This window comes from Vibrio rumoiensis (genome assembly GCF_002218045.2).
Lineage (GTDB): Bacteria > Pseudomonadota > Gammaproteobacteria > Enterobacterales > Vibrionaceae > Vibrio > Vibrio rumoiensis.
The window spans coordinates 2230904-2243987 of record NZ_AP018685.1 but is presented as its reverse complement, the minus strand read 5'-3'; the positions used below and the strand labels follow the sequence as shown (position 1 = coordinate 2243987).

Genomic DNA, 13084 nt, shown 5'->3' with positions numbered 1-13084 from the left:
CTTGAGCAGATATAGCCATGATAGAGTTCATGGCTGTGTAGACTCCGTTTCGCTTATTTCATTTGAGATAGCATGTTGATCACCATTTCTGATGAACGTTTTGCCGCAAGAGGCAAAAACTCATCAAAGCTCATTGGTGACTCTTTATCGGCGACATCTGAAATGGCACGCACAACCACGAATGGTTTGCGGAACTGATGACAAGTCTGCGCAACCGCTGATGCTTCCATTTCGACGGCAATGACGCTAGGGAAATGCTGGCGAATAAATGTTTGCTTTTCCGGAGTACAAATAAAAGCGTCACCCGTACAAATTAACCCGCGTACTGCGTGAGTGTCTTTCATATCTTGGAGTGCTTTTTCGGTGATATCAATTAAGGTTGGGTCTGCGCTAAAGGCGGCTGGTTGACCTGCCATCTGTCCCATTTCATAACCAAAAGCAGTGACATCAGCATCATGGTGACGAACTTCAGTCGAAATAACCACATCACCTAGATTTAAGCTTGAATCGAATCCGCCAGCAGAACCTGTATTGATAATGACGTCTGGTTGAAAACATTCGATGAGAAGGGTTGTACCTATACTGGCCGATACTTTGCCAATACCAGATTGAAGAAGGATTATTTTTACATTATTAATGCTGCCTGTATAAAAGGTGCAACCACCTTTAGTTGTCATTTCACAACCCACTAGTGATTCTTTTAGAATCGCAACCTCTTGTTCCATCGCGCCAATAATGCCAACTTTCATAATCTGTATTCTCTATATGTGCCAAAGATGGCGCGATTGTAGCATATACTTAAGTGACCTCAAGGTTCAGAGTTAATAGCAAGCGTCCTAGCCTTTAAGCAAGAAGGATAGCAGTGATAATGTTGCTATATTCTAAGCCCAATAATCGATTTAATTTTAAGGCATTGGTTTGAGCAAGTTTGCCGCAATTAATTTTTGACGTAATGTTTCTACACGGCTTTTATTTACACCAAAATCAGAATAACCAACACGAGATTTTGAGCGAACCTGAAGCTGTAGGCCTTGTTTGACAATCTCAAGGTCATCAACAAAGCGAAAAACTAGGCTGGTGGATTCTAAATGTAGTCGGTCATCGGTTTTTTTGACTGTTTTGGTTCTTTTTAAGGTCAGTGCCACTTGCTCTATTTCATCGATAGTAGTGGCTTCTGAAATGAGTTCAAATGGTGCGACTTGGTAATCACTTCTTAGCTCTTGAGTGGAAACACAGTTAGGCTTCGAGCTACATAGTAAATCGGGATTATTATCTTTCATAGCATGACTCTGAGTACAACCAGTAAGTAATATAACCATAGCTAACGTATTGAACTTTCGCATTTTTAATTACCTTTTTAGTGTTAGTTTTTTGAAGTGACTAACCATATACAAAAAAGCCCCGAATCAACGGGGCTTTAGGTTTAAGTATTACTCAGCTATTAAGCCGATTTCATGAGAGAATCTGCTCTTGCTTCTAAGTGTGAGTTACCCATTAGATATGCATCCACAGCGCGAGCACATTCACGCCCTTCATTGATACAACGAACAACGAGGGATTGGCCTGTACGCATATCACCGGCAGCAAAGACACCTTTTTGATTGGTCGCATAACCATCGGTCGCAACATTGCCTCGGTCATCGAGTTTAATGTCAAGTTGAGCCAGTACACCAGTTGGCTCTGGATATAAGAAGCCCATTGCTAAGAAAGCTTTGGTACAAGGAATGACTCGTTCAGAGCCTTCCACTTCTTTAAATCCAGGGCGCTCACCCGGCTTGGCATCATCCCAAACAATGTCCGCAATGCGTAATTCTTTCACATTACCATTTTCATCGCCGATGAATTCTTTGGTCAGAATATTCCAATGACGCTCACACCCTTCTTCGTGAGAAGTGGTGGTTTTCATGATCATTGGGTATTGAGGCCAAGGTTGGTTCGCTGGACGTTTCTCTGGTGGGATCGGCATGATCTCCACCTGAGTAATGCTCGCGGCACCATGGCGGTTAGAAGTACCTACACAGTCAGAGCCCGTGTCACCACCACCAATCACCACAACGTGATCATTTTTCGCGTGAATTTCTTCACCTTTCAGATCCATATTATTGGCGCGGCGGTTGTTTTGACCTAGGAATTCCATCGCAAAATGAACCCCTTTTAGCTCACGACCAGGAATCGGTAAATCTCGAGGTACCGTTGAACCACCTGTAAGGAGAATGACATCAAACTCTTGGCGTAGTTGCTGTGCATTGATGTTAACACCGATGTGAGCGTTAACTTCAAATTTCACACCAGCATCACGCATGAGATCAAGTTTACGGTCAATGACTTCCATACTGAGTTTAAAATCAGGGATACCAAAACGCAGTAGACCTCCAATTTTCTCATCACGCTCGAATACGGTCACTGAGTGACCTGCGGCATTGAGCTGTTCTGCTGCCGATAACCCAGCAGGTCCAGAGCCGACAATTGCAATGGTTTTCCCTGTACGGCTACGAGGTTTACGTGCTTTCGCAAAGCCTTCTTTATAGGCGCGCTCTGCAATATTTTTCTCAATATTACAAATGGTAATAGGGTCTTGGTTAATACCCAGTACACAAGCGGTTTCACATGGTGCAGGACACACTCGACCGGTAAATTCTGGAAAGTTATTGGTGCTGCTTAGAATATTCCAAGCTTCTTCCCAGCTATCACGGTATACCGCATCGTTAAATTCAGGAATGATGTTCCCAATTGGGCAGCCGCTATGACAAAACGGCACACCACAGTCCATACAACGAGAAGCTTGAGTATTGATTTTTTCACCAAACTCCTCATCGAGTACGAACTCTTTATTGTCTTGTATACGAACACTCGGATCGATTTTTTTCGGTAGTTCACGTCCGTGCTCTAAAAATCCAGTAGGCTTACCCATTGACGGCCTCCAACTCTTCCTTGTTTGCGGCTTGTTTGCGCTTTTGCAATACAGCTTTGTAATCACGAGGCATAACTTTTGCCAAGCTTGCTAGGTTATTTTCAAAATCAGCTAAGAAGTTTTGCGCAACAGTACTTCCAGTGTACTCAACATGCTTAGTCAGCATATCTTTAATGAAGGCTTTATCTTCTGCTTCAATTGGATCAAGATCCACTAATTCAGGGTTGAGCTTCTTATTGAAGTCACCGTCTTTATCCCAAACATAAGCGACACCGCCACTCATACCAGCAGCAAAGTTACGGCCTGTTGAGCCAAGGATAATTGCTGAGCCACCTGTCATGTACTCACAACCATGGTCACCAACGCCTTCAACGACTACGTGTGCGCCAGAGTTACGAACGCAGAAACGTTCACCCGCCATACCACGTATAAAGGATTGACCTGACGTTGCACCGTAAAAACATACGTTACCAACTACGATGTTGTCTTCAGCAACCACTGTCGAACGGCGATCAGGGTAGAGTACTAATGTACCGCCTGATAGACCTTTACCCCAGTAGTCATTGGCATCGCCTTCCACTTCAAACTTAACGCCTTTTGCAAGGAAAGCACCAAAAGATTGGCCAGCAGAACCGGTGAACTTAACGTTCATTGGTTTAGGTAAACCCTCATCTTTATAAACTTTCGAAATTTCATTCGATAGCATGGTGCCAGTACTACGATCGGTATTGATGATTGGGAATAAAGCTTCAACGGCTTCACCTTTGGTTAAAGCAGGTTGGGCGACTTCAATCAACTTACGATCTAAGACGGCCTCTAAACCATGATTTTGTTGCTTCTGGTTATAGATACCATCTTCAGCACGAGGCGGTTGAATGTGTAGAACAGGGCTAAGATCGAGGTTTTTGTACTTCCAGTGCTGGATATCATCACGCACTTTTAGTTTGTGTGATTGACCAACCATTTCATCGATAGTTCGGAAACCAAGTTCAGCCATCACTTCACGTAAACCTTCAGCCATGTATTGGAAGAAAGTCACGACATCTTCTACGCGGCCATCAAAACGTTCACGCAGAGTTTTATTCTGAGTCGCGATACCAACTGGGCAAGTGTTTTTGTGACACTTACGCATCATGATACAACCTTCAACCACGAGAGCCGCAGTTGCTACGCCCCACTCTTCTGCACCAAGTAAGGTAGCAATAGCAAGATCGCGAGGTGTTTTCATCTGACCATCAGACTGAACAACGATACGGTTACGTAGGCCGTTTTTCAGTAGTGTTTGGTGAGTTTCGGCTAGGCCTAATTCCCATGGTAAACCCGTGTGACGGATTGAAGACATCGGAGATGCACCTGTACCACCATCAAAACCAGCAATCAGAACTACGTCAGCTTTTGCTTTTGCAACACCTGATGCAATGGTACCAACACCCGCTTCCGATACCAGCTTCACGTTAACGCGACCATCGCGGTTAGCATTTTTCAGATCGTAGATAAGCTGAGCTAAATCTTCGATAGAGTAAATATCGTGATGCGGTGGTGGTGAAATTAAGCCAACGCCTGGAGTTGAGTGACGAGTCGCCCCGATCCAATCATCGACTTTATCACCTGGTAGCTGACCGCCTTCACCCGGTTTTGCGCCTTGAGCCATTTTGATTTGTAGCTCATCAGCGTTAGTTAGGTAGTAAGAGGTGACGCCGAAACGACCTGAAGCAACCTGTTTGATCGCCGAACGTTCCCAGTCACCATTGTCTTTTTTCTCAAAACGAATTGGGTCTTCACCGCCTTCACCAGAGTTTGACTTAGCGCCAATACGGTTCATCGCAACGGCGAGCGTTGAGTGAGCTTCGTAAGAAATAGAACCAAAGCTCATCGCCCCTGTTGCGAAGCGTTTTAAGATTTTTTCAATTGGTTCCACTTCATCTAGAGATATGGAACCTGCTGGGTTTTTGATGAAATCTAATTGGCTACGTAGGGTTGCTGCGTTATCGCCTTGATCATCAACGGTTTTCGCATATTGCTTGAATTGGCTGTAATCTTTGTTACGAGTCGATTGTTGCAATAATGAGATAGTTTCAGGGTTAAATAGGTGTTTTTCACCACGTTGTTTCCATTGATAAACCCCACCAACATCCAACATTTGGATTGGAATTTCGCGAGTAGGATAGCCAACACGATGACGGATTAGCACTTCACGTGCGATATCATCAATGGTCAGTCCTTGGATACGAGAAACGGTACCAGTGAAGTATTTATCGACCACTGATTTACTGATACCTAGCGCTTCAAAAATTTGCGCGCCATGGTATGACTGTAGCGTTGAAATACCCATTTTAGAGAAGATCTTCAATAAACCAGCATTGATGCCTTTGCGGTAATTGTTGAAGTAATCCTCAGTTGGGATCTCTGAATCGAGTTTTTTCTTCTTCTGAAGATCAACGATCGTTTCGGTTACCAAATATGGGTTAACCGCATTAGCACCATAACCGATTAATGTCGCAAAGTGATGAGTTTCACGAGCGTCACCGGTTTCAATCACGATGTCACATTTAGCACGTAGACCTTTGCGAATTAAGTGGTGATGTACAGCACCAACCGCTAGCATCGCTGGAATTGCCGCGTGGTTAGAGTTAGTTGCACGATCGGTTAATAGAATGATCGAGTATCCGTCAACCACAGCATCTTCTGCGTATTGGCAAATACGTTTTAGCGCACGCTCTAGTTTACCTGGCTCTTCAGTAGCTCGGAAAACAATATCTAACGTCTTAGCTTGTAAGTGTTCGTTATCAATTGCACGTAACTTTTCAAGTTCATCGTTTGATAATACCGGTGACTCAAGTTCTACTTTTCGGCAGTGTTCAGGGGTTTCTGTCAGCAAGTTATGATCACGACCTAGGTAGGTGTTCAGTGACATTACCATGCGTTCACGAATCGGATCGATTGGTGGGTTAGTTACCTGAGCAAAAAGCTGCTTGAAGTAATGAGATAGATGTTGTGATTGGTGTGACAAAATGGCGAGCGGCCAGTCTGCACCCATTGACATAAGTGGCTCATAACCGGTTTCTGCCAACACATGAATAATATCGTTTACTTCTTCGCTAGTAATACCGAATGCTTGTTGATGCTGAAGCAATTTAGCCGGTGAAGGTTGGTGATGCATATTGTCCGCATCAGGCAGTGTTTTTAAGGTTAATAGATTGTCTTGAACCCATTGTTCATAAGGCTTAGCGGTAGCAATGCTATCTTTTACTTCTTCATCAGAAATAATACGACCTTGCTCTAGATCGGCAACAAAGATACGACCAGGCTGTAGGCGACCACGGTATTCAATATTCTCTGGGGCAATTTCTACTGCGCCAGATTCTGATGCCATAACTAAGAAATCATCTTTGGTTACCGTATAGCGAGAAGGACGTAAACCATTACGGTCAAGGGTTGCCCCTACTTGAACGCCATCGGTGAAACACACAGAAGCCGGGCCATCCCAAGGTTCCATGATGTTGGCATGGTATTGATAGAAAGCGCGACGTGCCGGGTCCATGTTTTTATTTTCTTGCCATGCTTCAGGAATCAACATCATTAAAGCGTGTGGCAAGCTGCGGCCAGAAAGAACCAGTAGTTCTAACGCCATATCAAAGTTTGATGAATCTGAACCATTCTCTGAGCAAATCGGCAATAGCATGTCGATTTCCGCTTTTGAGAATAGGTCTGACTCTAAAATGGCTTCACGAGCTTTCATCCAGTTTAAATTGCCGCGTACGGTATTAATTTCACCATTATGGGCAATGTAACGAAACGGCTGTGCAAGACGCCATCTTGGGAATGTGTTGGTGGAGAAGCGTGAGTGAACTAACGCTAACGCGGTCACCATGCTTGGGTTTTGAAGATCTAAGAAATATTGCGGTACTTGATCGGTTGTAAGTTGACCTTTATAAACCAAGGTTTTGTATGACAATGAGTTAATATAGAAGTCATCGCCAATATTTGAAACTGACTCTAAACACACTCGAACTGTATAGTTACGCAAAACGTAAAGTTTACGTTCAAGTTCTGCAGGATCCATACTTGGACCACCAGAAATGAAAACATGTTCGAATTGAGGTTCGGTGCTAAGTGGGTCTTCGCCGATCATTGAGTTATCGACAGGTAAGACACGGTAGCCTAGGATTTCAAGATCAAGGCGCTGGGCATTGCGCTCTAAAATATCACGGCATTGCTGACGTTTGTGTTCATCCTTAGGAAATAAGACAACCCCAACACCATATTTTTCAAATGATGGGAGTTTGATACCGAGTTTGACGGCTTCTTCTAAAAGAAATTCATGAGGTTTTTGCAGTAAGATACCTGCACCATCACCACTACAAGGGTCACAACCTTGACCGCCACGGTGTTCCATGCGGGCTAGCATATCCAGCGCTTGTGTTACCACAGCGTGAGATTTACGGTTTTTTAAGTGAGCAACAAAACCGATCCCACAGGCATCATGCTCCAGCTCAGGAGTGTACAATCCTTGTGTACTTTGCTCTCTACTTACCATAGATACATCCTTCCAAGTTAAATGGCAGCTTTACGAGTTAGCGTCTATGCTTATCGAGAAAACTGCTTTGTCCTTTTATGTACTTATAATCTTCAACTTACTATGACATTGCTCGGTCTAGTAAGCGCGATTCCTTTCAACCATTCGCAGAAAACTATTTGCGAAAAAAGTGGTTCCTTAGTTCCTTTAGGAGGTAGCATTGAAAACATCCAGTTTTTTATGCTTTACCTAACGGAAACGCTAGCGATTTATCTCTGAATATTGACGTGACGTCTATCACGAAAAACACAGCATCGTTTAACCATCCTACATTTTTGTACTATGTAATTCCAACGAAAGTTGAACAAAAGTGATTAAATTTTTCACACCTTTTGCATATTAAAAGAGCTAAATATGCTTTGAGTGTTGATAATATGCGTTTTCTTTGAATTTATATGTTGCTCTTCTACTTAGTATTAAGTCGAATCATTTGCTTCAACAACACAAATTTTGGGATTGGCGAGCCTTTTGTCCGATGTTTATAAATGAATAGTGGAATTATCTCCTCACAAATAATGCATTTACTTGTAATATATACGCCTAAGGTCAGTTAAATTTAAAACAAGATGGTATGGGTGGGGCATGGAGTGGTTTTCGTTCGAGGGGGATAGCCTCTCAGTAGATGTATTATTGATGACTTTAATAGGCCTACTGATTATTTTTTATTTACATCGTACTTATCGAGAGCGCTTTCTTTCGCTCATTAAAGGTGCACCGATCGCTGTTTTTATCGTAGATTGCCAAAACGGTGAAATTTTAGATGCAAGCCGTAAGGCGATTCAATTATTGTCACTGCGGCGAGTGGGAAAGCGCTTTTTACTGCCATCATTAATGTCCCCAAAAAAATTCCTGACTATTCTCGAAGACGCACAACACGACCCTTTCCAGTATTGGAATATTTCTGAGCACAATCAACAACCATTGCATTTTTCATTTATTTCAACGATATCAAACGGACAGAAAGTGTGGGTGGTTTATGTGAGCCCTTATTCAGGGAATATGGATCACAACAAAAACACTTCTCTTGCTTTTCAGGCTTTAAATTCTTTATCTGAGCAGGTCTTCATTAAAGACCTTGATGGTAATGTATTAGCGACTAACCGTGCCTATGACCGTTTTTGGTATCAACGAGAGCAGGAAGGGATTGGTATGGAAACGGTTGTTATTACCGATGGTCGAAAATCTCAACAACGATGGACCTCAACACCTGATGGAGAGAGTTGCTTACTGGAAACTCATTTTACATCGCTAATTGCTCAAGATGGAAAAGTTACGGCAGTGGTAGGAATCAGTCATGATGTGTCGGATTGGTACTATACGCAGCAGTCTTATTCTGATGAAGTTGATAAACGTCATACCATGGAGCTTGATTTAGCAAGAAGTGAAACCTTGCTGCAATCTATATTACATGCGTCTCCCGATCCTATTGCGATGTTTAACCAAAACCGCATTCATGAAGCCTGCAACCAAGCTTATGCTGATTCGTTAGGTATTGTGAAAACGGAAGATATTATTGGACACCGATTAGATGAAATTTTACCGGAAGATACCGTAAGTCGGTTTATTGAAACTGATTTAGAGGTACTGGAGAAAAAACAAACAATACGTTTTATCGATCGGATATCAAGTGTGGGTGAGAATCCTACTTGGTATGACGTATTAAAAGCACCTTATATTGAACCATATACAGGAAATACGGGGTGTCTCTTAATTGCTCGAGATGTCACTGAACATTTTTTAATTAAGCAAAAACTAGCAGAAGCGAATGCGGAGTTAGAACGATTAAGTTATTTTGACCAAAAGCTTAAAATTTCAAATAGACGTTATTTTGATGATCAGCTTCATGCTGTTTGGCGATTGCATTTACGTCAACAATCGCCGTTAACCGTGATGGTTTGTAAAATCGATTTTTTAAATTCGTATCAGGAGCACTATGGTACTCAAGTGTGTAGTGATGGGTTAACTCAGATCGCGGCTGCCTTTGAGAGCGTTATTCAACGCGGGGCGGATTTAGTCGCGAGCAATGGAGATGACGAATTTATGTTTCTTTTACCTGAAACCGAAGCGCCAGCATGTTTATTCCTAGCGAATAAAATTCATCAAACGATGAAAGCGCTTGCAATTGAGTGTGATCCTCCCCTGAACTCTAAATATTTAACGGTCAGCATTGGGGTCGCAAGCGGTATACCGAAAAAAGGTATTACTCCTACATCAATTGTTGATGCAGCTTATGAAGCGCTTGAACTTGCTGAAAAAAATGGCCGAAACCAGACGCAAGTGAACTATCAATATTTGTCTTTAAATGGATCATCAGGAGCGAATAACCCATTATGAAACTATTAAAAAACCTCGCTCAATATTATGTCGACTTGTTGGTTAAATTGGGAATGGTTCGATTCTCTATGTTGTTGGCTCTAGCATTAGTTTGCTTTTCTGTACTATTGCAAGCGGTCGTAAGCTTAGCTTTGCGAGGTCAAATAGAGAATATTGTTATTATTCGTTCGGTTTTTTTTGGTTTATTAATTACCCCTTGGGCAGTGTATTTTTTGACGGTTGTGGTGGAGCAGCTGGAAGAATCACGTCAACGTTTAAGTAAAATGGTCGAAAAACTCAAAGATATGCGTCAGCGAGACCATCAATTGAACCTTGAATTACAAGCGAATATTCAACAGTTAAATCAAGAGATTGCCGAGAGAAAAAAAGCAGAAGAGGCCCGTTTAGAGGCGATTCAAGATTTAGAAGGGGAAGTTTACCAGCGCGAAAGAACTCAAATGGAATTAGCAGAACGTACGGCATTGATGCGTTCATTTTTAGATGCTTCTCCCGATTTGATTTATTATCGAAATACCGAGGGAATATTCTCTGGTTGTAATAAAGCGTTCGAAGAGCTGGTTGGTTTGTCTGAATCTGAATTGGTCGGTCTATCGATCTATGATGTTTATAAAGATGACTCTACGCATCAACAAGTAAAAGAAACCGATAAAATTGTTTTTTCAGAAAATAGAGAATTGGCTTATGATTTATGCCTTCAATATCCCGATGGAAAAGAAGCGTACTTTGAGTTTCGTAAGTTGCCTTTCTATAACAAATCTAAGCAATTAATCGGTCTCGTTGGCTTTGGTCGTGATATTACCGAGAGAAAAGCGTATCAAGATGCGTTGTTAAAGGCGAGCCAGGATAAGACTAAATTTATTTCAACCATAAGCCATGAGCTAAGAACCCCACTCAATGGCATTGTCGGCTTAAGCCGAATGTTACTCGATTCTAAGTTAGATCAAGAGCAACGTCAGTATATGCAGACTATCAATGTCAGTGCGATTACGTTAGGGCATATATTTAACGATGTGATTGATCTGGATAAGTTTGACCGAAGTGAGCTAGAGCTGCTCCCGGTTGCGACAGATTTTCAAAGTTTCATCACCGATATAGAAAGTATTTCCGGTCTGATGGCAGAGCAAAAAGGGTTAACATTCGAGCTTGATCGCTTAACTGAATTGCCGTCAGCCATTTTGGTGGATGCGACCCGCCTTCGTCAAGTTCTGTGGAATCTGCTAAATAACGCAATGAAATTCACGAAACAAGGTGGGGTAACCGTTAATGTCAGTGCCGATATTGACGGTGAATTTGCCAATATTGAATTTGAAATTGAAGATACGGGCATCGGTATTCCTGACAGTGAAATCGATAATATTTTTGGTATGTATTATCAAGTGAAATCAGGTAAGGATAACCTTCATGCTGTTGGTACGGGAATTGGTTTAGCGGTATCACAGGAATTTACTCATCGCATGGGAGGCCAAATTACCGTATCCAGTGAGTTAGGATTTGGCAGTACTTTCGTTGTGTCGATTAGGGTTCCCGTTACCCAAATGCAAGACTCATTAAACAATGTCGATATGCAACCAAGTTTGCGTATTTTTATGGTCGAAGATATTGAGCTAAATATTACGGTTGCACGTTCAGTATTAGAAAACTTGGGTCATACTGTTGACGTTGCGATGACAGGAGAAGAAGCATTAACGAACTTTATTCCTGAACAATACGATTTGGTTTTTCTCGATATTCAACTGCCGGATATGACAGGTTTTGATATTGCTCAGCAATTAAGACGAACGTATTCTCAGTTACCACCATTAGTCGCCTTGACAGCTAATGTGATGAAAAGTAAATCTACATATATTGAAAAAGGTATGGATGACGCGATAAGCAAACCGTTATCGATTAAAGATATTCATCAGGTTATCGCGAAGTTTTCTTCGTCTCATCGTCGTGAACAACCTCTTAATATATCTACAAAACCGGTTTCAAATCCCGAGCAGAATAAGAGTGAAAGTGAAGATCTTGAAGCCGTGATAGATACTGAAATGTTACTTTCTTATCTTGAGATTGTTGGTAAGCAATCCGTTTTAGACAGCTTGTTGATGTTTGAACAAACTATTCCTGATTATATGCAGCAGTTGAATCAATATCTTAATAATCAAGATGATGAAAACTTGGTTTCTGAGGCCCATAAAATAAAAGGGGCGGCTGGCTCGGTGGGATTACGAAGAATCCAAGAACTCGCACAACTCGCTCAAACTCCAGAAGCTTCGGATTGGCGTGACAATGTGTCAACTTGGGTTAAAAAGATGAATCAGTATTTTCAACAAGATATTGATTATTTAAAACAATGGATTGAACAGCAGTCATAATAAAAAAGGCCTCGTAATACACGAGGCCTTTCTGTCAATCATGCAAGTACGAGTCATCTTACTCGCTTAGATCACCACAAAAACGGTAACCTTCGCCATGGATAGTGGCGATGATTTCTGGTGTATCGGCAAACGATTCAAAGTGTTTACGAATTCGGCGGATCGTTACATCAACAGTACGATCATGTGGTTTCAATTCACGACCAGTCATTTTCTTCAATAGATCGGCACGAGTTTGAATTTTTCCTGGATTTTCACAGAAATGCAGTAATGCGCGGAATTCAGAACGAGGTAGCTTATAGCTTTCACCCATAGGATTAACGAGTGAACGGCTATTAATATCAAGTACCCAGCTATTGAATTCATACTTCTCAACGGTACGTTTTTCTTCTTGTGCGTCGCCGTTGTGCATAGAGCGTTGAAGTAGGTTGCGAGCACGGATTGTCAACTCACGAGGGTTGAATGGTTTAGTGATGTAATCATCAGCACCAATTTCTAGCCCTAAAATTTTATCCACTTCATTGTCTCGACCAGTCAAAAACATAAGTGCAACGTTAGCTTGTTCTCTAAGCTCACGAGCCAGCAATAAGCCGTTTTTACCTGGTAAGTTGATATCCATTATCACCAAGTTAATTGGGTTTTCCGCCAAAATTTGGTGCATGTTATCGCCATCAATGGCTTCAAAAACAGTATATCCTTCTGCTTCAAAAATAGTCTTCAGCGTATTGCGTGTGACTTGTTCATCTTCAACGATAAGAATTTGTGGGGTATGCATAGGAGTACCTAAATCATGACTTTAAATGGTTTATTAATTCTAGATAAAAATAACATTTTGCTAGCAACTTTATTTACATCATGATGATGGCTAGCAATAAAATTTGGTTACAAACGGAGCTTAACAATATC

General features: G+C 41.8%; 7 protein-coding genes. 2 read left to right on the top strand and 5 right to left on the bottom strand.

From position 1 onward, the window contains the following. Nucleotides 1-53: 53 nt before the first annotated feature. From mtnN to gltB, 4 genes are all read right to left on the bottom strand, one after another. Nucleotides 54-749 (bottom strand): 5'-methylthioadenosine/S-adenosylhomocysteine nucleosidase, encoded by a 696-nt coding sequence (gene mtnN, locus VRUMOI_RS10260; RefSeq protein ID WP_089139173.1) that lies wholly within the window; start codon nt 747-749, stop codon nt 54-56. A 156-nt stretch (nt 750-905) separates the two neighbouring features. Then, nucleotides 906-1343: a DUF1499 domain-containing protein gene (locus VRUMOI_RS10255; protein ID WP_089139172.1), complete on the bottom strand. Its 438-nt coding sequence runs from the start codon at nt 1341-1343 to the stop codon at nt 906-908. Between the two features lie 98 nt (nt 1344-1441). Then, nucleotides 1442-2911 carry a glutamate synthase subunit beta gene (locus tag VRUMOI_RS10250; protein ID WP_089139171.1) on the bottom strand — a complete coding sequence of 490 codons (1470 nt, stop codon included), beginning with the start codon at nt 2909-2911 and terminating at the stop codon, nt 1442-1444. Then, a complete protein-coding gene (gene gltB, locus VRUMOI_RS10245) occupies nt 2904-7448 on the bottom strand; it encodes a glutamate synthase large subunit (RefSeq protein WP_089139170.1) in 4545 nt (1514 codons plus the stop codon). The genes VRUMOI_RS10250 and gltB overlap by 8 nt, the downstream gene beginning before the upstream one ends. A gap of 672 nt (nt 7449-8120) precedes the next feature. Here gltB and VRUMOI_RS10240 point away from each other — a divergent pair. Continuing rightward, nucleotides 8121-9821 (top strand): diguanylate cyclase domain-containing protein, encoded by a 1701-nt coding sequence (locus VRUMOI_RS10240; protein ID WP_162598363.1) that lies wholly within the window; start codon nt 8121-8123, stop codon nt 9819-9821. Further along, nucleotides 9818-12178, top strand: coding sequence for an aerobic respiration two-component sensor histidine kinase ArcB (arcB, locus tag VRUMOI_RS10235; protein WP_089139168.1), 2361 nt, complete (start codon nt 9818-9820; stop codon nt 12176-12178). Before VRUMOI_RS10240 ends, arcB begins: the two co-directional genes overlap by 4 nt. Before the next feature lie 58 nt (nt 12179-12236). Here arcB and arcA read toward each other — a convergent pair whose 3' ends face one another. After that, the gene (arcA, locus tag VRUMOI_RS10230) at nt 12237-12953 is read right to left on the bottom strand and encodes a two-component system response regulator ArcA (protein WP_089139167.1); all 717 of its coding nucleotides are present in this window, start codon (nt 12951-12953) and stop codon (nt 12237-12239) included. Between the last annotated feature and the right edge of the window lie 131 nt (nt 12954-13084).